General features: G+C 69.5%; 24 protein-coding genes and 1 pseudogene. 19 read left to right on the top strand and 6 right to left on the bottom strand.

The window, feature by feature from the left end:
- The first annotated feature begins 31 nt into the window (after nt 1-31).
- Entirely contained in the window at nt 32-997 is a 966-nt protein-coding gene (locus ACFVWY_RS32855; RefSeq protein WP_389878572.1) for a Scr1 family TA system antitoxin-like transcriptional regulator, read from the top strand.
- A 387-nt stretch (nt 998-1384) separates the two neighbouring features.
- Here ACFVWY_RS32855 and ACFVWY_RS32860 read toward each other — a convergent pair whose 3' ends face one another.
- Complete coding sequence (locus tag ACFVWY_RS32860; RefSeq protein WP_389878573.1) at nt 1385-1570, bottom strand: hypothetical protein; 186 nt, start codon at nt 1568-1570, stop codon at nt 1385-1387.
- A 72-nt stretch (nt 1571-1642) separates the two neighbouring features.
- Between ACFVWY_RS32860 and ACFVWY_RS32865 the strand changes: the two genes are divergently transcribed.
- From ACFVWY_RS32865 to ACFVWY_RS32895, 7 genes are all read left to right on the top strand, one after another.
- Nucleotides 1643-2701, top strand: coding sequence for a tetratricopeptide repeat protein (locus ACFVWY_RS32865; RefSeq protein ID WP_389878574.1), 1059 nt, complete (start codon nt 1643-1645; stop codon nt 2699-2701).
- A 4-nt stretch (nt 2702-2705) separates the two neighbouring features.
- A complete protein-coding gene (locus ACFVWY_RS32870; protein ID WP_389878575.1) occupies nt 2706-3554 on the top strand; it encodes an SAM-dependent methyltransferase in 849 nt (282 codons plus the stop codon).
- Nucleotides 3555-3600: 46 nt separating this feature from the next.
- The gene (locus ACFVWY_RS32875; RefSeq protein ID WP_389878576.1) at nt 3601-4365 is read left to right on the top strand and encodes a hypothetical protein; all 765 of its coding nucleotides are present in this window, start codon (nt 3601-3603) and stop codon (nt 4363-4365) included.
- A complete protein-coding gene (locus ACFVWY_RS32880) occupies nt 4362-5288 on the top strand; it encodes a hypothetical protein (protein WP_389878577.1) in 927 nt (308 codons plus the stop codon). Before ACFVWY_RS32875 ends, ACFVWY_RS32880 begins: the two co-directional genes overlap by 4 nt.
- A 694-nt stretch (nt 5289-5982) precedes the next feature.
- Nucleotides 5983-7248, top strand: coding sequence for a tetratricopeptide repeat protein (locus tag ACFVWY_RS32885; protein ID WP_389878578.1), 1266 nt, complete (start codon nt 5983-5985; stop codon nt 7246-7248).
- Between the two features lie 574 nt (nt 7249-7822).
- On the top strand, nt 7823-8860 hold the full coding sequence (locus ACFVWY_RS32890; RefSeq protein ID WP_389878579.1) for a hypothetical protein: 1038 nt from the start codon (nt 7823-7825) through the stop codon (nt 8858-8860).
- Nucleotides 8861-9020: 160 nt separating this feature from the next.
- Nucleotides 9021-9620, top strand: a complete 600-nt coding sequence (locus tag ACFVWY_RS32895; protein WP_383916854.1) for a hypothetical protein — start codon at nt 9021-9023, stop codon at nt 9618-9620.
- A gap of 42 nt (nt 9621-9662) precedes the next feature.
- Here the strand turns inward: ACFVWY_RS32895 and ACFVWY_RS32900 are convergent, their stop codons facing one another.
- Nucleotides 9663-10097, bottom strand: a complete 435-nt coding sequence (locus ACFVWY_RS32900; protein WP_389878580.1) for a glutamate-cysteine ligase family protein — start codon at nt 10095-10097, stop codon at nt 9663-9665.
- A 350-nt stretch (nt 10098-10447) separates the two neighbouring features.
- On the opposite strand from ACFVWY_RS32900, the gene ACFVWY_RS32905 reads away from it, so the two are divergent.
- Entirely contained in the window at nt 10448-10768 is a 321-nt protein-coding gene (locus tag ACFVWY_RS32905) for a hypothetical protein (protein WP_389878581.1), read from the top strand.
- Here the strand turns inward: ACFVWY_RS32905 and ACFVWY_RS32910 are convergent.
- From ACFVWY_RS32910 to ACFVWY_RS32920, 3 genes and pseudogenes are all read right to left on the bottom strand, one after another.
- Nucleotides 10726-11055: pseudogene (locus ACFVWY_RS32910) on the bottom strand (phosphotransferase); the annotation flags it as partial. The gene ACFVWY_RS32905 and the pseudogene ACFVWY_RS32910 overlap by 43 nt on opposite strands.
- Before the next feature lie 20 nt (nt 11056-11075).
- The gene (locus ACFVWY_RS32915) at nt 11076-11258 is read right to left on the bottom strand and encodes a hypothetical protein (RefSeq protein ID WP_389878582.1); all 183 of its coding nucleotides are present in this window, start codon (nt 11256-11258) and stop codon (nt 11076-11078) included.
- A 324-nt stretch (nt 11259-11582) separates the two neighbouring features.
- Nucleotides 11583-12821 (bottom strand): XRE family transcriptional regulator, encoded by a 1239-nt coding sequence (locus ACFVWY_RS32920; RefSeq protein ID WP_389878583.1) that lies wholly within the window; start codon nt 12819-12821, stop codon nt 11583-11585.
- A 338-nt stretch (nt 12822-13159) separates the two neighbouring features.
- Here ACFVWY_RS32920 and dpgA point away from each other — a divergent pair, with 338 nt between their 5' ends.
- The 8 genes from dpgA (at nt 13160) to ACFVWY_RS32960 (ending at nt 21406) form a co-directional block, all read left to right on the top strand.
- Complete coding sequence (dpgA, locus tag ACFVWY_RS32925) at nt 13160-14281, top strand: 3,5-dihydroxyphenylacetyl-CoA synthase DpgA (protein WP_389878600.1); 1122 nt, start codon at nt 13160-13162, stop codon at nt 14279-14281.
- Nucleotides 14281-14961 (top strand): enoyl-CoA-hydratase DpgB, encoded by a 681-nt coding sequence (gene dpgB, locus ACFVWY_RS32930; protein ID WP_389878584.1) that lies wholly within the window; start codon nt 14281-14283, stop codon nt 14959-14961. Before dpgA ends, dpgB begins: the two co-directional genes overlap by 1 nt.
- A 123-nt stretch (nt 14962-15084) precedes the next feature.
- Entirely contained in the window at nt 15085-16065 is a 981-nt protein-coding gene (locus ACFVWY_RS32935; RefSeq protein ID WP_389878586.1) for a dTDP-glucose 4,6-dehydratase, read from the top strand.
- A gap of 70 nt (nt 16066-16135) precedes the next feature.
- The gene (locus tag ACFVWY_RS32940) at nt 16136-17269 is read left to right on the top strand and encodes a DegT/DnrJ/EryC1/StrS family aminotransferase (RefSeq protein ID WP_389878587.1); all 1134 of its coding nucleotides are present in this window, start codon (nt 16136-16138) and stop codon (nt 17267-17269) included.
- Nucleotides 17266-18276, top strand: a complete 1011-nt coding sequence (locus tag ACFVWY_RS32945; RefSeq protein ID WP_389878588.1) for an ATP-grasp domain-containing protein — start codon at nt 17266-17268, stop codon at nt 18274-18276. Before ACFVWY_RS32940 ends, ACFVWY_RS32945 begins: the two co-directional genes overlap by 4 nt.
- Nucleotides 18273-18872: a GNAT family N-acetyltransferase gene (locus ACFVWY_RS32950; RefSeq protein ID WP_389878589.1), complete on the top strand. Its 600-nt coding sequence runs from the start codon at nt 18273-18275 to the stop codon at nt 18870-18872. Before ACFVWY_RS32945 ends, ACFVWY_RS32950 begins: the two co-directional genes overlap by 4 nt.
- A 65-nt stretch (nt 18873-18937) precedes the next feature.
- A complete protein-coding gene (locus ACFVWY_RS32955) occupies nt 18938-19846 on the top strand; it encodes an NUDIX domain-containing protein (protein ID WP_389878590.1) in 909 nt (302 codons plus the stop codon).
- Between the two features lie 246 nt (nt 19847-20092).
- Entirely contained in the window at nt 20093-21406 is a 1314-nt protein-coding gene (locus ACFVWY_RS32960) for a zinc-ribbon domain-containing protein (RefSeq protein ID WP_389878591.1), read from the top strand.
- Nucleotides 21407-21553: 147 nt separating this feature from the next.
- Here ACFVWY_RS32960 and ACFVWY_RS32965 read toward each other — a convergent pair whose 3' ends face one another.
- Nucleotides 21554-21961 (bottom strand): hypothetical protein, encoded by a 408-nt coding sequence (locus ACFVWY_RS32965; protein WP_389878592.1) that lies wholly within the window; start codon nt 21959-21961, stop codon nt 21554-21556.
- A gap of 303 nt (nt 21962-22264) precedes the next feature.
- Between ACFVWY_RS32965 and ACFVWY_RS32970 the strand changes: the two genes are divergently transcribed.
- Nucleotides 22265-22387 carry a hypothetical protein gene (locus ACFVWY_RS32970; protein WP_389878593.1) on the top strand — a complete coding sequence of 41 codons (123 nt, stop codon included), beginning with the start codon at nt 22265-22267 and terminating at the stop codon, nt 22385-22387.
- A 101-nt stretch (nt 22388-22488) separates the two neighbouring features.
- On the top strand, nt 22489-23592 hold the full coding sequence (locus ACFVWY_RS32975; RefSeq protein ID WP_389878594.1) for a tyrosine-type recombinase/integrase: 1104 nt from the start codon (nt 22489-22491) through the stop codon (nt 23590-23592).
- Nucleotides 23593-23900 lie beyond the last annotated feature (308 nt).

The following is a 23900-nucleotide window of genomic DNA, read 5'->3' on the forward strand; positions in this document are numbered from 1 at the left end:
CCCCATCTGTTTCCCAGAGAGAAAGACAATCGTGACAGCCCATCAGCCCCTCCGGCACGCGCACCCGGGCGCTGCTGCCCCGCACCGGACCGCCTATTCCCCGACGAGCACCGGCTCCTCGGTCGGCCTGTTCATCGCCGGCGTCTACCTGCGCAGTCTGCGGATGTCCCGCGAGCTCGGCGTCGCGGCCGTCTGCAAGAAGGCCGCCCTGACACGCGGGAAGCTCCTCGGCGCCGAGAACGGCACTTACGCTCTGGGCCTGGACGAGATCACAGCCCTGCTCACCGGCCCATACAACATGCCGGAGCAGGTGTGCAGGGGCCTCGTGGATTTCCTCCAGGCCGCGGCCGATGCCGACCTGGTGGCCGGCGAGAGCGTGGTGGACACCGGCTCGGGCTGGCAGGGCCGTCTTGCCGCGCTCGAGCACCGCGCGACAGCGGCCGTCCTCTACACCCGGGAGCTTCCCGGGTTCCTTCGGGAGCCGGACCACACCTCGCCACTCGGTGGTTTCGGTGCCGGGATCCCGCGCCCCGGGATCATCGGCACGGACACGACAGTGATCACGGACGAGTCCGTGCTGGGCCGGCTGCCCCGCGATCCGGAACTGCGTCGCGCGCAGCTCCAGCGGTTGCTGGCCGCTGCTGACGACGACCGTGTCCAGCTGCGTCTGCTGCCGCATACCCACCTGCGCCGGGAGGCCGGCCCCCTCACGGAACTCATCGTCCCCGCCTCCGCCCCCGCTTCCGCCGATGACCTCTGGGTCTACATCACCGAGGCCGACGGGTCCGCGGTGTACGACGCCGGTCCCGCCGCGGAAGCCCGTCTGGGCGGCCTCGTCAACGGCGCCCTCACGGCTGCTCTGACAGCGGACGAGACACGCGTACGTCTGCGCGCGGCGGCAACGAGCACGCACCCCGTCGCCCCCGCCGGGGCCCCGTATGCCTCCGCTCACGCGGTCCCGCACACGGCTGGCCCGCAGACGGGAGTGGGTCAATGACCCCGCTGATTCACCCGGGGCACGGCTGGCCGGAGTGGAAGACCCGCCCGTGGCAAATCGCCCGGGCGTACGAGGGTGTCCCGCTCGTCGACGGCCTCCGCGCCCTTTCGCCGGGACTGCGGTCAAGCCGCGCACCAGGCCGCCGGGTGACGTCCCGCCGTCCCGCGAGCCTCATCCCATCGCCTCGCGTAACCGTTCCGACGACCCGTCCTTTATGCCCGCCCTTCTCCGAATCGAATGACATGCACAGCCTCACGCAGTCGCCGACGCTGGCGCAGGCCGCACGATGCCACGGTGTCCGCTCCCTCACGCCCGGCATGCGCCATGGTTGATCTCACGCGCGCCTACGCCTCGGCGTCAAAGCCCACCGCGCGCGCCTACCGCCGCCTAGGCGTGCTCCCTGTTGTCGACCTCGACGCCGAGCTCGTCACTGGTGTAAAAATTCTCCCCCGTCGTGCTGCGGCCTCCGCCCTGCGGACCATGAGCCGGGCCGGACTGCTGCTGAGGTGCGGTGAGCAGGAGCATCCGGTCCGCGGACCTCTGTACAGGCTCGGACCAGCTGCACGGGCCCATGCCCAGTCCCTGAGCAGGGCCTGCGGTGATGAGCCGGCCGGGCTGCTTCTCGACAGGGTGGCGAAATGGCTCGTGACCAATGCTGTGGCGGTCAGCGAGATGGTGACTTCCAGCCACGATCGGCTGAGTTGCTCCTACGCGAAGGCGCACCTGCGCATCGCATTCGCCACGCGGCACGATGCCTTCCAGTGGTTGGAGAGCCAGCACCGCAACTGCATGGCGGTGATCAGCGCCGCCGCGGAGGCGGGGCTGCACCGGCAGGTATGGCAGCTCGTCCACGCGATGCGGCCCTCCTGGCGGCAGCACCGCCGGTATCCGGACTGGATCACTGCGCACGAGCTCGCGGTGCGTTCCGCGATCGAGTGTGGCAACGCGAAGGCATACATGGTGCTGGCACTTTCTCTTGGTACCGCTCTGCGCTCGGCCGGCAGCCACGAGGCGGCACGGGGCCGGTTCAGTGATGTCCTGGAGATGTCCGCCGTCATCCTCGACCGGCGGGCAACTGCCCAGGCACTGCGCGGGATAGGGGCCACGCACTGCGCAGCCCGGCGCTTCGCCGACGCCCGCGCGTTCCTTGATCAGGCACTGCGGGTGAGTAAGGAGAACGGGTCATGGCGCGAAGTCGCACTCACCGACATCGTGCACGCGCGCATCGACATGTTCCAAGGACGGCATGCGGTCGCCGTCGAGCGACTCACGGCCGCGCAGAACCTGCTGACCACGGCCGGAGACCCTTACGAGGCCAGCCGGGCGAGGGCCTACCTGTCCCGTGCCTGCTGCCTGGCCGGTGACACCGTGTCCGCCCGGAAGTACGGGCGGGCGGCCCGGGAAGGGTTCCTGGCGTTCCTGGCCGGAGCACCTGACCTATGGTCCGCCCGCAGCCTGGAGTTCCTCGCCTTTGCCGAACTGGCCGCCCGTAATGCGCGGGCGGCACAGGATCTGATGGCTGATGCGCTGGCCGAGTACGAAGTGCTGAGCTCCACCGATGCCGCGAGGCTGCGGGCGCACCTGCTGAGAGTCCGCGCCACTGCACGCGCATCCGTTCCCTCGGCGGTTCCGGTCCCCGTGGGAGCAGCTTCGGCACCGGACGCGTCGGCGGCGCCGGACAACGGGAGGGCAGGTGCGCAATAGCGAGTTGACGGTCAGTACGCCGCACCCCGCCCGGATCGCGGACTGCCTCACAGACGGCACCGACAATTACGAAGCGGACCAGCACCTCGCAGGCCTGCTCGTGAAGGCCGCCCCGTGGCTGCCGCAGTCGGTGGCCGCCCACCGGCACTGCGCGCAGCGAGCCGTCGAGAGCATGGCCCGTGGGGGGATCTCACAGTTCCTTGATCTGGGGTGCGGTCTGCCCTACTCCGGCCCGGGGACGAGCCGGGGGCCACGGCACACCTACGAGGCGGCCAAGCCTTTCTGTACTCCGCACGTCGCATACGTCGACTGTGCCCGTCTGGTCACCGCGCACGCCCGCATGATGCTGGCCACCCGCTCCGGTACCGTCGCCGTCCAGGCCGATGTCCGACACGTCGAGAGCCTCCTGACGGACCGGGGCTTGACCGGCGTCATCGATACCCGGCGGCCCGTGGGCGTGGTGTGCCGCGATCTGCTGGCCTGGCTGACCGACCAGGAGGCCGCCGCACTGACCACTGGTCTCCACGACCGGCTGGCCCCCGGCAGTGCCCTGTTCGTGTCCCACGCCACCACCGAAACCGCGCCCGCCGCGATGCGGGAACTGACCCGCCTCTACGCCGGGTACAGCATCGTGTTCCGGCCCCGCCCGGCCGGTCAGATCGCACAACTCCTCGGACCGTGGACCATCGTCCGGCCGGGACTGGTCCCCTCCGACCAGTGGCCGGGGCAGGACACCGCCCGGCCAGAGCCCGGCCAGGGTCACGCCCACGCAGCCCTGGCCCTGCACCCGGCCCCCAACACACCCGTTCTCGCCGACCCCGGGTACGGCCCGGCCGCACCCGGCCACCCCTGACCCTCTGCTCATTACGCCTTGTCCGCACGTTGCGAATTGGATGATCATGCCCAGCCTCACGTCGGCGGCTCAGACAGCAAAGCCGCCCGGCCCCGGACTCCTCCCCGAAACCCCCGCCGGTCCGCTCGCTGCCGCGCACGTGCCCTACATGGCCCTGACCGAGGGCGAGGGAAAACTCCGGCTCGACCCGCGTCTGGTAGCCGGCGCCAACGGGTGGATCGAGCACCGCGACCCGACACCGTACGACCGGTATCCCGACTTCGACGTGCTGCTCGCGCAGACCACGGGACTGTTCCCGTCCGGCAGGCCTGACGGGAACCAGCTCTCCCCCTACCGGCAGGCCCACTGCATGGCCAACCTGCTGTGCCAGGGATGCGCCCGGCCCGCGGCACAGAACCCAAAGGGCTGGCCCCTGTGGGTGCTTCCCGCCACCACCAGCACCGGCGCGGCCGCCACCGCCACCGGGCTCACCGACATGCCACCGTCCTGTGCCCGCTGCGCCACCCACTGGTGCCCGCGGCTCGAGGAGCTCGGCCGTCGGCTGCTGTGGGTGGCCGAGGCCGACCTCGAAGGGGTCTACGGGATGTGGTTCCCGCGGGACATGGGCGGGATGGTGCCCGACCAGTTCGTCCCCTTCGAAAACGAGAGGCAGCTGTCGGCCGTCGTCGCGACCCGGTTCGTCCGCGACCTGCGGCGGGTGAACGAGGCGGACCCCGCGGATGTCGACGCCCTCGCCAGGCAGCAGGCCGGAACGGAGCGGTCCTCCGTCACATGCCCGCCCGAGCCCCGGAGCACGGGGAGAAACGCATGAATGGGCACCTGCTCGCCTGGAAGCTGACAGGGAAAAGCCGCGCCGCCCTCCAGACTCTCGCGGTCTGCGGGACCTGGGAAGAGGCCGCGGCCCGGTACGGGACCACCCAGGCGGCATTCCGCCGGACCATAGACGCGATAGCGCGCGGCCGGGGACTGACCAACACGCGCACGCTCATGCACCGGGCACTGCAGGACCGGCAGCTTCCGCGTCCACCGGTCGCGCGGCCTGCGATCACGCTGGTGCTGGCGGACCTGGCCGTGTGGCGGCATCTCGTCCTCGACGTGCCGGACACCGCGCTGGAGGAGGCCGTCGCGCTGATGACCGGTCTGCCGCGGGGTTTTGTGCGTGAAGCGCTGGTACGGCTCCGGGCGGCTGAGGACGAGCCCGGGTGGCGGACGGTCATGCGGGGGTGGCGCCGCGGTGTCCTCACCACGCGGTCCAGCGTGGTCGTGCTGGACCGCGGTGGAATGGGCCCTCGTTCACGGCACCGTCCCGCGCCGCGTGGCCTGCCGGTGGACCGGCTGCGTCTGGTCCCCGACGCGCGGGCCTGGAGGGGCCGGGCAGACGCCGCCGTCGGTGACGGGCCTGCGCCCGGATCCGTGGTCGTCACTGGGGTGGACTGCGGTCTCCTGCGAGTCGCCCCCGCCCTGTGCCGTCAGCTGCTTGAGCGCACACCCGCCGATCAGTGGGGACCGGTCATAGGGCACCCCGACGGTAACGCGGCTCTGCTGGTCACAGCCCCGCGGGCCATGGCGGCCGGATGGCGCGCCGGGGAGGGTGCCCGCATGTGGCGAGCCGGGGCACGGCTCGCCCTGCCCCCGCAGCATCCGGCCCGGCCCGGCAGCATGTACTGGGCGGTCTCCTGTCAGGCCCCTCCGTGGCGCGCCACCGGTCTGCGGACGCTGGAAGGTGCCCGGTGACCATGGCAAGCCCCGCTTCCGCGGTCGTCGGCGCGTTCCTGCGGGATGCGCGCGAACGCAGGATGATGCTGCCCGAGCAGTCGGCGGACCTCCTCCAGACCACATCGGAGACCGTGCGGGCCTGGGAGAGCGGTTACTGCAACCTCTCAATGGCACAGATCACCTCGCTGACCGGCCTGTACCGGTGCGCTGCGAGCCAGGGGGGACTGTGGCGGCTGCTGGAGCTCGGCACGAGGTATGAGACGGTCCGGGGTGGTATCGCGCGGCCCCGGCAAACCCGCCCACGTGGCAGCGGACCTGCCTTTTCCGCCGCCACCCTGCCCGACCCGCTCCACCTGGCAGAGAGCCTGCGGACCATGAAACCCGTGCCCGTCTGCGCCACCGCAGTACACGACGCCGCACAGACCGCACGTTTGTTTCGGCGGCTCCACCGTGTGGACCACGATGCCGTAGGTGGCCGAACGGGCCGCATACCCCGACGACGAACTCGTGCTCCGCCGCGCCGCGGTGACCGCGCACCTCCCCTGGCCTGATGCCACCGCCGGTGTCGTCTTCCAGGCGGACACGGTCACCGGAGGGGTCACCGTCGCCTGCCCTCCGCTTGTAGCACCCCCGCCCTGCACCGTGCATGCACCGGTCCAGGGCATCACATCACCGGCCTGCCCGGCCCATGCCATCAACATCAGGAGCCACCATGACCACTCACCACGATGCCGCCCACGCCGGACTGTCCCCGGACAGCGCCTTTGCGTACGCCCAGATCGCACTGCTGCCCGTCAAGGACGTTGACGCCTGCCTCGCGGCGGCCCTCTGCGGCACCGACCCGGACGCGGCCGCCATCACGCTCCGGTCCCTGACCTCCGCGGGCCTGCTGGAGGAATGCCCGGACGAAGCAGGCGCCGGTCCGCGCGGCCGCGTCTTCCGCTTCCCCTCCCCCGAACTCCGCCGCCAGGCCCAGGAGACCGCGCACCCGCACGGGCAGGACCAGCGCCTGGTCCTGGTACTCGGCTGGGCTCTGGCCGCCACTGCCGCGGCAGACGCCCTCATCACCCCCAGCCACCACCACACCCTCGGCCTCGAACCCGTAGCCCCGGACCACCCCGTCCGCCACACCGGCCCCGACGGCGCACTCGCCTGGCTCACGGCGCAGGGCGACAACCTCATCGCTCTCGTCCGCGCCGCACACACGGCCGGACACCACACCTACGTCTGGCGCACCGTCTACAGCATGTGGCCGTGGTGGCGGTCGGATGCCCGGCACGACTGGACCGATCTTCACACCCTGGCCCTGGACTCCCTCCGCCAGGACAGCACCGGCCCGGCCCTGGCCGAGCGGCACCTCCTCAACGCCCTCGGCCTCGCCCAGCGCGACAGCGGGGCCCTGGACCAGGCCGTGGAGACCTTCTACCACGTATTCCAACTGGCCCAGACCGACGTTCTCGGCACGGCCCAGGCATTCCACGAGCTGGGAGTCACCCACCTGAAGCAGCTCGACCTGGCCCAGGCGCAGCGGGTTCTCTCCCTCGCCCAGGATCTGTCGACGTCCGAGGGCTACGAGCGCGGAGTGGCCCTGAGCGACATCGCGCTGGGCGAGGTGGCTCTTGCGGAGGGCCGTCCCGAGGAGGCCCTGAGCCGGTTCGTGACGGCCCGGAATGCGCTCCTGGACGAGCCCGACCCGCACGACGCCGCCCGGGCTCTGGCGCACAAGGGTCGCGCACTCATCCAGCTGGGCTGTGTCCCGGACGCCGAGGAGGCTCTGCACGAGGCTCTCCTGGAGGTCCGGGCCGCCCAGGCACCGCACCTGGCCGCCCGGGTACTGGAGTGGCTCGGACAGGCCGCGGAGGCCAGCGACCGCCCCGCCGACGCCCGCACCTACTACACCCAGGCCCGCGAGCACTACCAGCCTCTGAACCCCGCGGACGCCGCCCGCGTCCAGGACCTCCTCACCCGCATGACCTGACCACTCGGCCCCGCCCCGAGCAGCTCCCGCGCCCTTCCCGATCACCGCCGCTGAGGAACCCGTGTACGTCATACGCGGGAACCCGACGGGACCGCGTGGCGCCTTGCCCGGTCCGTCGCCCTCGCCGCCACCCGCCGGGCGCCGGGCGCCGGAAAGCCCTCGTATGCAGGGCCACTGTGTCCGCCCCATCCGCAGGTCCGAACTCCCCGCCCCTACTGGCTCCGCTCACGCCGGGACATATCCACGCGGCACACCGGCACGTTCACGCTGCTCTTGAACGAAACCGGTCTGGAGCAGAGTTACGCGCCAACTGCCGCCCTGAGCCAACTCGCCAAGCAACCGTCGACCTTCATGCACCTCGCGGCACCGCAGACGTGGCCAGGCGCTGTCAGACCCTCACCACCGGGCCGATCCGCATACGCAACTGCCCCGAGGCAGCCTTCCGGCCGAGATCAGAGGAATTACAGGAATGCCTGCAGATGTAACCCCGCCTAATTCTGGCGGAATTACCAACCCTCGCTCTCGGAGACCAGAGCCGCCTGCCGGGAGAGGTCGAGCCACCCGTGCTGCAGAAATGGCAGTGCTCCATCAGTCAGCCGGATGCCCGCTGGAAAACCTGTCGAGCCTTTACCTCGAATCGATTGAAACAATTAAATCAACATTGAAGAACGAAGGAGTGAATCCAGACCCTCACGCCATTCCAGCGCCGGAGAAAATTGGAGTCGCAATAAAACAGCTGTACGCCCTGGAGCTCAGCATAGAACGCATTAGCTGGCTTTTCGGGTACTCGTACTGGAAAACGCGAAACACGCTTATCGGACTGAGCGTCAAGCCACGGAAGCGCGGATCGCGTCTGAAATCTGAAATAATAGAAAAGGACCTCGTGTGGATGCGTAAGAGCGGGATGAGTTATGAAGCCATTGCACGAAAGGTTGGAGTCTCACGTGAAACGGTGAGAACTCGACTCGCAGATGCACATTTCGCCCAGCAGGCCAAGTCACTCGTGCTCATTCCAGCGAAGACCCCCTTGCCCGGCTCAGCGGTCGCATTGCTGCGCCGCCAGGGATACACCAGCACGCAGATAACAGTGCTCACCGGCCGCTCCCACTCCTTCGTCGAACGCCACACGGCACTCGCGGGACTACCAGCACGGGCACTCCCCGACCCGCTGGAGAGTGACATTCCCAACATCGTCGATGTCTACCGGATTACCGCCTCAGCCAAGACGGCCTCAAATATCTTCCACATAAGCCAAAGCGCTATTTATCCCCGACTCCTGGAAGCCGGGCAGAATATTCTCTCTGCACCTGACCCGGATGCCACCCCTGTGCTCATCCCTGGAGACACTCCGCTGGACCGGGCAATCCGCAATGTACAGGAACAAGCATCTCACGGCCGGAGCGTTGGTGAAATTTCTGCGGCATTGCGCCTCACGGTCGCGAATGTCGTCAGCATCCTGCGTATCTACCGGAATGCAAATCGCCGGGAGGCCGAAGTTCTCTTCCGTCACAGTCAGGGAGAACACCCCGGTGTCATTTCCGTTCGAATGGGAATAAGGCTCGATCTGGTCCAAGAAATTATTGCCAGAAGAATTAGGCCCGGCGCATCCTGAAACACTGAGCTATTTCCAGCCTGACGGCGGTGGACGCGTGTTGTGGCTGAGCGCTTCGTTGCCGACTGCGTCCGGACGAAGCCAGCCACGTTGGAATCAACTGGGCGATCGATCCCGATCATGACAGGATGACGGTTCAGGACAGGGGAGGCGGGGCGGTATGGGGCTGGACTACAGCTATGAGATCTTCATGCCCCCTCGGAACGTTGCGAGAGCGCTGACCTGGCTGGCCGAGCTCGCCCCCCAAGGCCGCGAGACGCCGCCGCTTCCGGTGACCCTGCCGGGCGGAGAGCAGTTGATTGTGCCGTTCACCTCGAAGTTCAAGAGCGAACCGGTCGACTGTTCGGCAGGCGGCTCGCTCGAACTGGAAACCTCGATCGTCGTCGGCGTCGACGACGCGGTGCACGAGTTCTTCCTCCGCGATTCCGACAGAGTCGACGAGCAGGGACGGGTGTCGGTCGGATACATCTACCTGACGGTCAGGTTCTCCCCCGCATGGCACCCGAACTTTGCGTCGCTGCAGTTCACAGCCGCTACCTCGAGCATGAGCCGGATGTTCGTGCAGTCCGCGAGCGTCAGGAAGGTGTTCACCGACCTCACCGCCACCACCGGTGGCGTGTGCTGCCTCCTCGACACCGAAACCAACATCTTCGACATCTGCTGGCTCAACGGCGAGACGTTCAGTGGTGAGACTGTTCCCGGCACCCGTTTCTCGCACTTCCACGATCTCGTCGCCGCCTGGTGCGAGCCGGTGGAGTAGAACGGGGACGGCGCCCGCACGAGATACGGCGCACCTGCCCGGTCAACGTTCAACCGGCCAACTGAAGCCGGTGTAGGACTCCACCAGCGCGCCGAACCGGTTGCCGATGCGCTGGTAGCGGGGCCTGTCGGTCAGCGGGAGGGCCGCAGGGGCGCCGTGGGGTGCGCAGCCGACGGCGACCAGGCCGAGGCCGAGCCGTTGCGCCGCGTCGGCCAGGGCGTGCCGGGCGCCCGCCAGATGGCGGTGGGCCTGGCCGGCGGAGCGGCAGACCGGGGTGGCCGCCTCCAGTTGGAACCGGGTGATCTCCTCGGTCAGCGTGCCGTCGGCAGCGGGAGCGGCATCGCTGATGACGAGGGGGGCCAGGGCGGCGGGATGGCCCGTCTCCGGATTCAGCAGGAGGAACTCCTCCTCGACACCGAAGGTGAGCTGTCCGCCGTCGCTGCCCGGGTGCGGGGGATTGGTGCGGCCGTGTGCCATGCGCGACTCCGTTCCTGCGGGGTGGGAGACGCTTCCCCGCGTCGAAGGCTGCTGTCGTCGTGGCCGGTCCGGGTGAGGAGCTGCCATGGGTCCGAGCCACATTGGTGGGGGCGCACGTGCCTGACGGTGCGTCGGAGAACGTGGGGAGCCGGGTCAGGGTTGCATGTTCGGGCCGGGGTGACCAGGCCACCTTCCGCCATGGCGGTGCCGGCGCGTGCCGTCGGGTGAGGGCGCGGACGCCGTGGAAGATCGGAGAGCTCCCGGGAACGCTCGCTCTCCGCCTGGTCCGGTTCGCGGCCGTAGCCCCGGTAGAGCGCGGTGCGTAGGTCCGGGCGGTGGTAGAGGGTGCGTTGAGTGATCCGGAGGTAGTCCCGGCCGACGGCCTCGTAGCGGCTGGTCTCGAAGTCGATGACGCCCACCTCCGCCTGGGCGTCCCACAGGATGTTGCGGCTGGTGAAGTCGAGGTGGGAGGGCTGCGCCTGCTGAGGCGGGAGGGTTTCCAGCTGGTGAAGTGCCTCGTCGAGCACGTGAGGTTGGCGCGGTCGAGGGGGTGGGTGGTGTCGGTCGGCTGGGCGCGGATGTACGTGGCGCGGTCGGCGCCGAAGGCGGTCAGGACGGTGCGGGGTGTGGTGGTGTGGAAGCGGGCGAGCAGGGCGCCGGCCCGTTCGTAGGCGCGGTGCTCCTGCTTTCTGGTGAGAGTGAGGGACTGCAGAGGCCGGCCGGTGACCGCGGTCATCAGCAGCAGTTGCGCGTCCTCGTCGGCGTCGAGGAGTTGCGAGGCGCTCGCGCCGAGTGCCGGGGCCCAGCGGGTCAGGGCCGCGAGTTCCCGCCGGAAGCTGTCGGTGCTGGTGTTGGCCTTGAGGATCATCTGCCGTCCGTCGGTGGCTCGCAGGCGGAGCACCGTGGTGGATGTGCCGGGCCAGCTGTGGTCGGCGGCGACCTCGGCCGGCCCGGCCATCCTCGCTATCGCGGCGCTGTTCACGGCAGGTTCAGGAGGGTGAGGGCCTTCACGACGGCCTGGTCCGGGGTGAGCGCGGTGGTGTCGATCACCTCGGCCGGCTCGTCCAGCCAGGAGTCGTACGCCTGCTCGTAGACCTCGAGCTTGCGGCGCCGGAAGACTCGGACCTTCTCGCTGCGCTCCTCGTCGCCGGGGAACTCCATGCTGCCCTCGATGCGGGCCCGGATGGTGTCGGAGTCGGCGTGCAGAAGGAGGTGGTGGACCTCGATGCCGTCCTTGGCCAGGGCGTCAAAGATCTTGATGTGCCCGCAGCGGCACGCCGCGAGGGTGGTCTCGGCGCCGCGCCGGAAGCCGAGCGCCGAGCCGTGTCGAGCTGTCCGCAGGACCTGGGGTCGCCATCGACGAGCGGCGGTCGGCGGCCACGGCGCGGCTGGGCCCGTTGTTGAGGGAGGGGTCCTACTGGTTGACCGTGCCGCTGGATGGACGAGGCGGGGGGTGACGTGGCGGGTATGTGCGGTGTCGCCCTGTTACGCGACGGCGTGCAGTAGTTCGGGGACGCCGTCGGCCGTCCGGTAGGGGGTGAAGGCGGGGACCAGCTCGCGGACGAGCTGGACGCAGCGTGGTGCGCCGATCCGTTCGGCCAGGTGGAGCGCTTCGAGGGCGTCGGCCGCTGCCGCCTCCGGTTCCCGGCAGCTGAGGTGGCCCTGTGCGCGGTACGTGAGGAAGATGCCTCGGGTCTTGTCGCGGCTGGCCGGAAGCAGGGCCTGGCCTTCGGCGATGAGGCTGTGTGCCCGAGTGGTGTCTCCGAGATCGAGCAGGCAGCGGCCCGAGTCCACGGCTACGTCGGAGGTGGATAGCCAGGAGCACCACGCGGGTACCGGATCGGGCGACGGCAGGCCGAGAAGGTGCTCGGCGGCGTTCAGGGTGCGCAGGGTCGCTCGGCTCTCGCCCTGGGCCGCGAGGGCGCGGGCGAGGCGGAGGTGGAGCAGGGACCGGGCGGCCGGGTGCCGGGTGCGTGTCAGGGCCCGTTCCAGGATGCGGGCGGCCGTGCGGGGATCGTTGCGCCAGGATGCCTGGTAGGCCAGGTCGCTCAGGAGCGCGGCGCCCATGTCGTGGTCGCCGCCTGCGTGTGCGCTGTGGAGGGCGGCGATCCAGAACCGGCCGGCTTCACCGTGGCGCCCCTGGTCGAAGCGGTGCCAGGCGGCAGTCTGTGCGAGGATCGCGGCCAGTGCGTGAAGGCGGAGGCCGACGGGCGGGGCGTAGCAGCCTTCGGCGATCAGGTCGGTCACGGTGGCCAGGTATGCGTCGATCAGCGGGGCCGTGTGCTGGCGTTCCTGGGTGGGCAGACTCGTCAGCCGGGCACTGGTTTCCTCCAGCACGACGACGGTCTCTTCGCCGATCGAGTTGCCTGGGGAGCGCAGGGGGCGTTGGCTGGTCTGGGCCCACGCCTCGGTAGTGGCCCAGGTGCTGGCCAGGGTGATCAGGGCTGCACCGGAGATCGTGGACAGGATGGTGCGGCGGGATCGATCCATTGGTGCTCTCATTGCCTCTCGCAGGGCTGGCACGGTGCTGGACGACCCCAGGGGGACCACGCCGACATCGGGCAGCCAGTTCGGCCACGCCTTGGTGTCGATGCTCTCAAGCGGGATCCCGAACACCTCGGCGATGTACTCCTGGGAATCCCGGTCGGGTATGACCCCCTCGACTTCCCACTTGTAGACGCGCTGCTTGGTCGTACCGGAACGCAGGCCGCGGCGTTCAGCCACCGCGCATATCTCTCGAGCGAGATCTACGCCGGTCATTCCCCGCGCTACGCGTACCCGTGCCAGAGGGTGGTTGTTCTGAGTCACTCCGTCATCAAATCAGCAGCATCCATGTCGAGGGTAGGTACACGCCGGACGGGATGACCGGCGGGATGACCGTCAACTCCTATCTCCGTCTGCGCAGTTGTCCGACACTCGATCACCTCAGCTATTCGTGTGCTGCCGGCACTGCCGGGCGGCTACACGGAGGCCCCTATCGGAGATCGGCCGTCCCGGTGCCATGCCCCGGGATCCCCAACCGTGTTCGCCGACGTGCTCGTCGGCTCGTGCTGGAGGAATCGATGAACGTTTCAAGGGCGCTGGTTTCCTGCGGCCGTCCGGCTCCTGCGATCCGGTCGGTCGGCACGGCCGTCGCGGGCCGCGCCTATTCTCAGCCGGACCTTCTGGAGCACTTCGGTGTCTCCGATCCGAAGATCGCCCGCCTGTTCCGTGCCAGCGGGATTCGGCGCCGGTTCCTGACGCTCCCCACGCCGGGGCCCGACGGCCGTCAGGCCGAGGAGAGTCCGGGGGACCTGCGGGACAAGCACCAGCGGGTCGCACTCGAGATGGGCGGCCAGGCGATCCGCACCTGCCTGGATCGGGCCGCATTCGGCCCTGAGGAGGTGGGTTATTTGTGCTGTGTGACGACGACGGGGCTACTCACTCCCGGGCTGAGCGCGCTGTTGCTGCGGGACATGCAGCTGCCGGCGTCGGCCCAGCGCCTCGACATCGTGGGAATGGGATGCCACGCGGCCATGAACGCACTGGCGGCCGCAAGAGCCTGGTGCATGGCCAACCCGGAAGCCGTCGCCGTGGTGCTGTGCGCCGAGGTCTGCTCGGCCGCATATGTCTACGACTCGACGGTGCGTACCGCGGTGGTCAACTCCCTTTTCGGTGACGGTGCGGCCGCCGTGGCGCTCACCTGTCGGCCAGCCGGCGCCGCCAGGGAGCGGGACGGCGGTCCCAGGCCGGTGCCGCGTCTGCTGTCGTCGGCCAGCCGGGTGATCGTGGAAGCCGCGGAGGCTATGCGTTACGACTGGGACGACCGGCAGGGGAGGCTCTCCTTCTTCCTCGACCCGCAGATCCCCTACGTCATCGGGGCGCATGTGGAAGAGGTCGTCGACCGTCTCCTCGCCGGTGCGGGCCTGCGCCGCAGCGCCGTTCGCCACTGGCTGGTGCACGGTGGCGGCAAGAAGGTCGTCGACGCGGTGCGGGTGAACCTGCGCCTGACCCGGCACGACGTGCGGCACACGATGGGGGTGCTGCGGGACTACGGGAACCTCTCCAGCGGCTCCGTGCTGTTCTCCTACGAGCGCCTGGTCGAGGAAGGCGCCGCCCGGGAGGGGGACTACGGAGTGGTCATGGCCATGGGCCCGGGTTCGGCGATCGAAACGGCCCTGGTCCGGTGGGAGAAGGAGGCGTGATGAAGGAGAAGGTCATGCGGGCCGGTGAGGTGCTGGACGTCGAGATCGACGGCAGGAGGGGGCTGACCGCGCAGCTCGTCGCGGCCGTCAGTGCCGTCTGTGACCGGGCGGAGGACCACGGGGCGGCCGTCGTGATGCTGACGGTCCGGGGCGGGACCGGGGATGATGCCCCGCTCCCGGACATCGCTCTGCTCACGAAGTGGGAAGGGGCCCTGCGGCGGCTGGAGCGGCTCCCGGCCGCCTCGGTGGCGGCGATGTGGGGGCCGTGTGCCGGGGTGGCCCTTGACACGGCACTGGCGGCGGACTACCGCATCGCGCATCCGGAAGCGGAACTGGTGCCGCAGGACGCGTCCGGTGACATCTGGCCGGGAATGGCGCTGTACCGGATGGGTCGTCTGTCCCAACGGGCCCCGGTACGGAGGGCGGTGCTGTTCGGCACGCCGGTGGGGGCGGACGACGCCCTGACGGCAGGCCTCGTGGACGAGGTGACGCAGGATCCGGTGTCGGCCGCAGGGCAGCTCGTTGCGCGGCTGACCGGTGTGTGGGGGCCGGATCTCGCGATCCGGCGGGACCTGCTGCGGGGTGCCGGCGCCGAGTTCGAGGCAGCGCTCGGCGGGCACCTGGCGGCCTGCGACCGCGTCCTGCGCCATCGGACCGGCAGCGGCTCCGCCTCCTCGTAACCCCCGGATCGGATCACCGGCCGGAAAGCCTCACCCTCAGTCCCGTACCGGCAGGCAACTTCCGTACACCAGTGGGCTCCTGCAGTGCCCCAGCGAGTTCGTCCCCTCAACAAGGAGAACGTCATGCGTGTGCTCGTCACCGGCGGCGCCGGCTTCATCGGATCGCACTACGTCCACCACGTCCTGTCCACCACCGCCGACCACGTCACCGTCCTGGACGCCCTCACCTACGCCGGCTCCGTGGAAAACCTGCGCCCGGACCTCTCATCGGACCGGCTGACGTTCGTCAAGGGCAACATCCTGGACAGCGACCTGGTCGACAGCCTTATGGCCACGCACGACGCGGTGGTGCATTTCGCGGCCGAGTCGCACGTCGACCGCTCGCTCCTGGCCGGCAGCCACTTCCTCACCGTGAACGTCCTGGGCACCGAATGCCTCCTGGAGGCCGCGCGCCGACACCAGGTGGAGAAGTTCGTCCACGTCTCCACCGACGAAGTCTACGGCCCGCTGCTCACGGGGAGCGCGGCCGAGGACGCCCTCCTGCGGCCCACCGTGCCCTACGCCGCGTCGAAAGCCGCGAGCGATCTGGTGGCACTGTCCGCCCACGCGACCCACGGCGTGCCGGTCTGCGTCACCCGCTCCTCGAACAACTACGGCCCCCGCCAGCACCCCGAGAAGGTCATCCCGCGCTTCGTGACCAGGCTGCTCAAGGGCGAGCGGGTCGGGCTCCACGGGCGCGGCGAGCACATCCGCAACTGGGTCCACGTCTGTGACAACGTCGCCGGCATCGACCTCGTCCTGCGCCGTGGAACGCCGGGCGAGGTCTACAACCTGGGCGGCGGCACCGACCTCACCAGCCAGCAGCTGACCCAGCACATCCTCCGTGCCTGCGGTGCCGACTGGGACCTCGTCGACTACATCCCCGACCGCCGGTCCAACGACCGGCGCTACGCCATGACGTGGGGCAAGGCGGCGCGGCTGGGCTACCGCCCCGTCCGCGAGTTCGAAGACGGGCTGACGCAGACCGTCAACTGGTACCGGGCGGCAACCGGCCGGTGGGCATCCCCTCACCGCAACACCGGTACCCCATGCCCCGCCTACTGACGCCCCGCCCCGGTCTCGCCGCCGCGACCCGACCCGCCCCTCCTGGAACAGCCGCATCTGAAGGAGACTCATGCCCGCCTCGTCCATCAGCACCGCCACTCCGGACGCGGTGCGCCGCAACGCGCGCCCCTACCTGCACGGGCCGGAAACGGCCGCCATGGCAGCGGCCGTGGAAGCCGGCCAGTACGGCCACGGCCCCCAGGCGGACCTGTTCGAGCAGGAACTCGCCCACTACCTGGGGGTGCCCGATGTCGTCGCCGTCTCCTCCGCCACCGTGGGAATCCACCTCGCGCTCCAGGCATGCGGTGTCGGCCCGGGCACCGAGGTGATCGTCCCCTCCCAGACGTTCGCCGCCACGATCCAGCCGATCGTCGCGCTGGGAGCCGCCCCCCGCTTCATCGACCACGCCCCCGGCACCCTGTGCGTGGAGCCGCAGGCCGTGCGGGAGGCCATCACCCCGGCCACACGCGCGGTCCTGCCCGTCCTCTACGGCGGACGGCCGGTCGACCTCTCCGCCATCGCCACCGAACTGCGAAGCCGGAACATCCACATCGTGGAGGACGCCGCGCAGGCGTTCGGATCCCGGCGGACCGATCAGCCCGCCCGCACAACGGTTTACTCCTTCGGACCGATCAAACAGCTGACAGCGCTGGTCGGCGGAGCCGTCGTCCCGCGCAGCGGCCAGGAGGCCGAAACCCTCCGCCAGATGCGCTTCCTCGGCATCACCAGCTCCCAGACCGACCGCATCCGCACCACGACCTACAGCGTCCGGGGCCCCGGTCTGCGCGGTGTCCTGCCGGACATCAACGCAGCGGTCGGCCGCGTCCAGCTGGCACGGTTCAACGAGGTCGCGGCCCTGCGGACCGCTCTGTGGAAGGCGTACGCACAGGCTCTGCACGGTGCCTCCGGTGTCGCTCTTGTCGATGCCGGCGAGGATGCCGTCCCGTTCAACTGCGTCGTCCGCGTGTCCGGCCGTGACCGTGTCCACCGGATCATGCGGGACAGGGGAATCGGTGTGGGTGTCCACTACCCGCCCAACCACCTGCAGCCGGCGTTCGCCCAGTGGACCCGGCCCCTGCCCGTCACCGAACAGGCCGCCCGGGAGATCCTCAGCCTGCCCTTCCACCCGGCCATGACCCCCGACGACGCCCGGTGGACGGCCGGCGCACTCCTCGACGCCCTGGCCGGAAGGAGCGCGCAATGACCGCACCCTGCGACACCACGGCCCCGCTGCGGCGTCTTCTGGTGACCGGCGTGGGCGGGGCCCCCGGCCTCGACCTCGCCGCCTGCCTGGCCTCTGCCGGCCATACCGTGATGGGCACCGACTCCAACCCCCTGGCGCCCGGACTGATCATCCCGGGCATCTCCTCCCGCGTCGTCGCCCGCGCCGACAGCCCGGACTACAAGGACGACCTTCGCTCCCTGCTCACCGGCTTCCGCCCCGACGCCATCATCTCGGGCGTCGAACGCGAACTGCCGCTCCTCATCACCATGCAGGGCGAACTCGACGCGGCAGGCATCCGGACATGGCTGCCCTCACCCGCCACCGCCACCACCACCCTGGACAAGGCCCTCTTCCACCAGGCCGTCACCGCCGCAGGTATCCCCACCCCCCTCACCGCCCTCCCGGACGCCCTGTCCACACTCCCCGCATCCGACGGACTCGTCGTCAAGCCCCGCCGGGGGCAAGGATCCAAGGACGTCCACTTCTGCACCACCCACGAGCAGGCCGCGGTGCTGTGCGAACTGGTCACAGACCCGATCGTGCAACAGCGCATCACCGGCCAGGAATTCAGCGCCGACTGCCTCGTCGACCGAGACGGCCACGCCTCCGTCGTTCTGCGCCGCCGCCTCCTGGTCCACGGCGGCATGTCGATGGTCGCCTCCACCTTCCAGCACGAGCAGGCAACAAGGCTGGTCAAAGCCACCCTCACGGCCATCGGCGCCACCGGCCCCTGCGACGTCCAGGGCTTCCTCACCACCGGTCACCCCGACCCCGTCGTGATCACCGAGGTCAACCACCGCCTCGCCGCCGGATTCCGGCTCAGCGAAGCCGCCGGCGCCGACCTCGTCGGCCAGACCCTCCGCGGCCTCTTCGGCCTCCCCGTAGATCACCACCGCCTGGCCTACCGACCCGACGTCCACCTCACCAAGTACGTCGCCGAACTCTCCACCCAGCCCAGAACCCACCCGGTGAGGAGCCACCCGTGACACACCGACTGCCCACGCGCCTGACCGGCCACAACCTGACGCTGCGCCCCTTCTGCCCTGCCGACAGGCCGCTCATCGCCCAGGCCCTCGACGACGTGGAGATCATCCAGTGGGCCACTGGCGCCCACCTGCAGTCACTGCCCGCCGACGAGCGCGCCGAGCGGTGGCTGTCCACCCGCCTTGCCGCCTGGTCCGACGGGATCCCCCAGTTCGCGATCGCCGATCCCCGCACCGACCGCCTCACCGGCTACATCGGCCTGCGCCGCATCGACAACGGCAACGCCGAAGTCGGCAGCTGGATCGCACCATGGGCCCGCAGGCAGGGCCTCGCGGCGAACGCGCTGCTGACCGCCGCGCGGTGGGCGCTGACCCCCGCCGCGCGCGGCGGCCTGGGCCTCCACCGCATCGCCCTGCACCACTCCACCGGCAACCCGGCCTCATGCACGGTCGCGGCCAGGGCCGGACTCCTCCTTGAGGGCGTCATGCGGGATGCCGCCACCGACCACACCGGCACCCGCTACGACTCCCACCTCCACGCCCGACTGGCTACCGACCCCGAGCCGGACGAGCGCGTTCCCGCTCTGCCGCGGCCATGAGCGTGGGACCATTCCCGAACCCGCCGGCACCCCGCCCCCACTCGCTTCATACCGAGGTCCATCCTGTGCCCAGCCGATCCGAACTCCGCTCCCTGCTCACCTCCTACCTCACCCGGCACCCCGACGAGAGCGACCGCCTCGCCCCCGTGGAAGCCGCCCTGGACACCACCCACGGCTCTCCGATGACCTGCACTGCCGTAGTGGTCAGCCCCGACCGCCAAGTCCTTCACGTGCCCACCCCCACCGGGCCGGGACTGCCGAGCACCAGGCCCGAGAGCGGCGACCGCGGCCCTCTGTCCACGGCCCTGCGCGCGGTCCACGAGCAGACCGGCATCCGCCCGGCCGACCTCTGCCTCACCCCGCAGTACCTCCGCATCCCGATCGACATCGCCCCGGCCCCCGCCTCGATCACCACGACACCGGACGTACCGGTCGCCGATCTCCGCTTCGCCTTCTACCTCGCGCACACCCCCGGCACCACCGAGACATCCTGGGGATCCCTGGCAGACGCCTGCCTCGCGGAACTCGGGAGCAAGGCGGCCGTGCTGAACGGCCAGGCCGCCCCGCTGAACACCTCGGCACTGATTTACAACTCGCGCGGGGAGTACCTCCTGCACCTGCGGGACATGCGGGAGGGCATCTGGGCCCCGGGGTGCTGGGCCCTGCCGGGCGGCGGCCACGAGCCCGGCGACCGCGCACCCGAGGACACGATCCGGCGCGAGCTCCAGGAGGAGGCCGGCATCGTTCCCGAACGGCTGGAGAAGCTTCTCGACACGGGGATCCAGGACTCCGACGGCCTGACCATGCCGGTCCGGACCTACGCCGCCCTCTGGAACGGCGACCCGAGCCGCCTCCACCTGACCGAGGGCGTCATGCTGGCATGGTTCCCTCCGGACACTGTGCCCCGCCTCCGACTCGGCGGAGACATCCTCGACCTGATCCACCGCCACACGCGCACCCCCGCACACGGATAGGCCGCCCCCGCTCCCGGGCGACAACGCCAAGGCCCTGCCAGGAGCTGACCCCCGCACCCCTGTGCCGGGCTCCCCGTGACATCGGCTACCGGATTGAAAACGGCCCCGCCTACGCCAGGGGTGCACCTGGCCCGCGCCCCCAGGCCCCTGGCACCGTCGCTCCTCAGTGCTGTCCCCGGGATTGTCCGGCCTGCCCTCCGTGGGGCGCCGGAGTATGCCGCGCCAGATCTGGTAGACCCTGCAGTGATGAATAACGGACATATCTCTTCAAGTGAGGCTCTTCCTTTTCCGCGGGCGAGAAGCGGTCTGAACGAAGAGGCATTTGTCACCGAACATCACGTCGCTACCAACTGGATTCAGGCCCAGGAGCAGGCGCTGAGCGAAGTCTTTCTGGCCGAGGGACGAAAAGAGCTGCCCGTGGACGACTACGTTCAATGGCGCAGACAGCAGCAGCTCAGACTGGGAGAGTCCCGCCGGGCGTGGACGGATGCCCTCGCCGAGGCCGGCTGGAGGACGAACAGGACCTGGGCGTACCTACGCCCCGACCTGCTGGACGAGTACGACGTGGAGCATGCCGAGAATCCGCCCGGGCTGCCCTTTGAGGAGAAGGTGACGTCCACGCTGAGCGTTTGGTGGCGCTGCGGTCGCGACGAGGATCACCGGTGGAGGACTTCGGTCAACAATCGTCATGCCGTCGGCACGGGATGTCCCCGGTGCGCGAAGAAGGGGGTCTCGCGCAGGGAGCAGGAGATCTTCGTGGCCCTGCGCGAGAGGTATGCGTCGCTGGAGAGCCCGGCTTCGGTCCCGCGGTGCCGAAACAGCAGCGGTGGGCGACGAATCCGAGCCTGGAGAGTCGACATGCTCCTGCCCGGGACGCCGGCGGTAGTAGTGGAGTACGACGGCGCGTACTGGCACAAGGGCCGGATGCAGGCGGACAGCGACAAGACCGCCGATCTGACGGCCTCGGGCTGTGTCGTGATCCGGGTACGCGAATCCCCCCTGCCCCCAATCACGCCCAACGACATCGTGTGTGCGCAGGGACTGCCAGCCCATGAGGTGGCGGAGCTGGTGCATCAGAGGATCAGCAAGCTCGTCCCGGACAGCCCTCCGAGCGAGAGAGCTTCGACCTCTTCTGAGGCCTTGCATCTGACGGAGCAGTTGGGCCTGTTCACCGGAGACCCGGCTGCGGACAGCGACGCAACGGCGACACGGGCCAGTGCGCCGGCCGTGCCCGGGGCTCACGCGAAGGCCGTCACCGCGGCGCTGGTTCGGGACATGCTCCTTGCGGTGCACGAAACGCAGGTGCGTCAGGACTGGGTGCTCGGCACGCAGCAGGAAATTGACCTGATCGTCCCCCACGCCCTGCATGAGATGAAGTACGGCCTGGGGAGGGTTCAATCCCTGGCCAGGGCCGCAGTCCATGTCCTCAGGCAGGCCTCAGCGTTCCGCGGGAAAACGCATATGCCAGTGGCAATTTCCGTTTACCGTGATGCCTGGCCTGTCGTTTCTCATCCGAGCTGGCCCGGACCCCTATGCCGAGATGTTCCCGATCTCCGATGATGACTGAGATCCCTCACGTCACGGGCGCTCGTGCTTGACTGGGAGACGAGTCACTGAGGTCGTTCTCCGCGAAGGCGGCAGAAGTGCTGGTAGAGCGGGTCGTGGGTGCCGAGGGTGATGTAGATCCGGGCGAATCGTCGGCTCAGTTCAGTGGTCGTGGCCAGATAGATCTCTGCTCAGCGTCCCCGTCACGCTGATGCCTGGGTCGTGGCGTCGGTAGGTGCGGGGGAGAGAGACCTCCGTGAGCTTGCCGTCGTACAGCATCCACAGACCGAAGCAGTCGTCTTCCTCGTCGCGGACCAGGACCTGCACGGAGTGCGGGTCGGGCCACGGCAAGGACTCCAGCTGGGGCAGCAGCCCGCGCCAGTTGTGCCGGATGAACTGGATGACCCAGGCGTAGCACTCCGCCGAGCCGGAGCCTGTGCCCTCGAAGACGGAGTCGTCGACGCGGGTAAAGCACTGGTACCACTCCCGCTCCGGATCGGGGCGGGTCAGCGGCTCCATCACGGCTTCGGCGTGCCGGGCGAGGACGATGACCTCCGCGTATCTGCTCATGCCGCCCAGTGTGTCGCGCCCAGGTCGAGCTGCGGGCGTTTCCGGGTCAATCATCCGCTCCGGCCACGGCGTACCTGACCCCGCCGCCGAGGTGCGTGCCGTTCAGGCGCGGCGGCGGTACGAGGAACGGCGGGCCGCGGCGCTCGGGGGCACCGCACGGATCGCGCGCCAGGGACCGCCGTTCGTCGTCGCCGTCGCGGGACGGTCCCGACTAGGACATCACGAGGTGCGTCACCGGTCTCACCTGCGGCGGTCCGCGCCGGGCGGCCTGCCGCCGTGACGGGCTGACGGTGAAAGGGCGGGATGGCGCGGGATCTGGGCCTGGACGAGGTCGTCGACCACTTCACGCTGAACAGCGAGGAGACCCTCTGGCTGCGCAACAAGACCGGCGCCACCCGGCTCGGGTTCGTTATCTGGAGTCCTTGAGCCCCCGTCCATCACGTGCAGCACGTACGAGTGAAGGGCAGTCCGCTTCGTCGTGGATGGGATTACCTTCCGTCATCCACCACGGATAAGCGGGAGGTTCCATGCGCGTACAGCGCGTACTGATGCCGGACTCGGACGCCGAGTCGTGGACCGTACTCGGGGACGACCACGTGCCCGTCGCGCCGATCGAGCGCTACCTGTCCTACCTGTCGGCGGTCGAGAAGTCGCCGAACACAGTCAAGGCGTACGCCCGCGACCTGAAGGACTGGTTCGCCTACCTTGGCGGGCGGGGGCTGCGCTGGCAGGCGGTGGCGTTGGAGGACGTCGCCGGGTTCGTGGCCTGGCTGCGGCTACCGCCGCTGGCTCGGGAGGGCAAGGTCGTGGTGCTGCCCTCGGTGGACCACCACTGCGCGGAGTCCAGCGTGAACCGCAAGCTTGCCGCGCTGTCGTCGTTCTGCGAGTTCCACGCCCGTCACGGGGTTCCGCTCGGCGGTCTGATGGTGACGATGCGGCCCGCCGGCCGCCGTGGCCGCGGCAGTTCGTACAAGCCGTTCCTGGAACACATCGCCAAGAGCCGTCCGCAGAAGGCCCGCACGATCCGACTGCGGCAACCGGTCCGGCGGCCGTCGGTACTGTCCGCCGAGGACGCCCAGACCATTCTGGACGCATGTGAGCATCTGCGGGACCGGCTGCTGTTCGCGCTGCTGCTGGACACCGGCCTGCGGATCGGCGAGGCCCTGGGCCTGCGGCATGAGGACATCACGCTGGCCGAACGACAGGTGAGCGTCATCCCGCGCCCGAACGCGAACCGGGTCCGGGCCAAGGCTGGCCGCTCCCGGGACGTCCCGGCCAGCGCAGAGCTGATGCGGCTGTATGCCGATTACCTCAACCGGGAGTACGGCGCCCTCGACTCGGACTACGTGTTCGTCAATCTCTGGGGCCGTCCGCTCACCTACTCCGCCACCTACGACCTGGTGATTCGGCTCCGGCGCCGCACCGGCATCGACTTCGAACCGCACCAGTTCCGGCACACCTACGCCACCTGGCTACTGCGCAAGGGCGCTGGTATGGAGAGCGTGAAAGAGCTCCTCGGACACGCATCGATCACCACCACGATCGACACGTACGGTCACCTCACGGTCGAAGACGCCCGTCGGACACTGGAGGCCGCGGGCTGGTTCAACGGCCGGGAGGTGCAGCTGTGACCGTCACGCCTCTCTCTGTAGTTCCGTTTGGCCGAGCCGGGCTGCTGGAGGAACTACAGGCTGCCGTCCGCCCGGAATTCCGTGTCGACGTGCTGCTTCCTGACCCTGATGACCCGGTGCTGGGCTGGAAGCGCTGCCCAATCCCGGACTGCAACCGTGCCGCGCACGAAAAGGGCATGTGCACCGGACATGCCCAGCGGTGGCGCCGGGTCGGAAGTCCGGACACCGCTGTGTTCCTGGCCGATCCTGGGCCGCGACTCCGCGGCGTCGCCGAACTCACGCACTGCACCGTCAGCGGCTGCCGTTTC

The sequence above is a fragment of the Streptomyces sp. NPDC058195 genome, from assembly GCF_042883525.1.
Classification (GTDB): domain Bacteria; phylum Actinomycetota; class Actinomycetes; order Streptomycetales; family Streptomycetaceae; genus Streptomyces.

Coding starts and splice junctions, on each gene's coding strand:
- ACFVWY_RS32945 (WP_389878588.1), top strand. CDS start 17,266: ATGACCGCACCCTGCGACACCACGGCCCCGCTGCGGCGTCTTCTGGTG.
- ACFVWY_RS32900 (WP_389878580.1), bottom strand. CDS start 10,097: ATGGCACACGGCCGCACCAATCCCCCGCACCCGGGCAGCGACGGCGGA.
- ACFVWY_RS32860 (WP_389878573.1), bottom strand. CDS start 1,570: ATGGGCCCGTGCAGCTGGTCCGAGCCTGTACAGAGGTCCGCGGACCGG.
- ACFVWY_RS32970 (WP_389878593.1), top strand. CDS start 22,265: ATGGCGCGGGATCTGGGCCTGGACGAGGTCGTCGACCACTTCACGCTG.
- ACFVWY_RS32975 (WP_389878594.1), top strand. CDS start 22,489: ATGCGCGTACAGCGCGTACTGATGCCGGACTCGGACGCCGAGTCGTGG.
- ACFVWY_RS32960 (WP_389878591.1), top strand. CDS start 20,093: ATGAATAACGGACATATCTCTTCAAGTGAGGCTCTTCCTTTTCCGCGG.
- dpgB (WP_389878584.1), top strand. CDS start 14,281: ATGAAGGAGAAGGTCATGCGGGCCGGTGAGGTGCTGGACGTCGAGATC.
- ACFVWY_RS32935 (WP_389878586.1), top strand. CDS start 15,085: ATGCGTGTGCTCGTCACCGGCGGCGCCGGCTTCATCGGATCGCACTAC.
- ACFVWY_RS32880 (WP_389878577.1), top strand. CDS start 4,362: ATGAATGGGCACCTGCTCGCCTGGAAGCTGACAGGGAAAAGCCGCGCC.
- ACFVWY_RS32875 (WP_389878576.1), top strand. CDS start 3,601: ATGCCCAGCCTCACGTCGGCGGCTCAGACAGCAAAGCCGCCCGGCCCC.
- ACFVWY_RS32890 (WP_389878579.1), top strand. CDS start 7,823: ATGGCAGTGCTCCATCAGTCAGCCGGATGCCCGCTGGAAAACCTGTCG.
- ACFVWY_RS32940 (WP_389878587.1), top strand. CDS start 16,136: ATGCCCGCCTCGTCCATCAGCACCGCCACTCCGGACGCGGTGCGCCGC.
- ACFVWY_RS32965 (WP_389878592.1), bottom strand. CDS start 21,961: ATGAGCAGATACGCGGAGGTCATCGTCCTCGCCCGGCACGCCGAAGCC.
- ACFVWY_RS32885 (WP_389878578.1), top strand. CDS start 5,983: ATGACCACTCACCACGATGCCGCCCACGCCGGACTGTCCCCGGACAGC.
- ACFVWY_RS32915 (WP_389878582.1), bottom strand. CDS start 11,258: ATGGAGTTCCCCGGCGACGAGGAGCGCAGCGAGAAGGTCCGAGTCTTC.
- ACFVWY_RS32895 (WP_383916854.1), top strand. CDS start 9,021: ATGGGGCTGGACTACAGCTATGAGATCTTCATGCCCCCTCGGAACGTT.
- dpgA (WP_389878600.1), top strand. CDS start 13,160: ATGAACGTTTCAAGGGCGCTGGTTTCCTGCGGCCGTCCGGCTCCTGCG.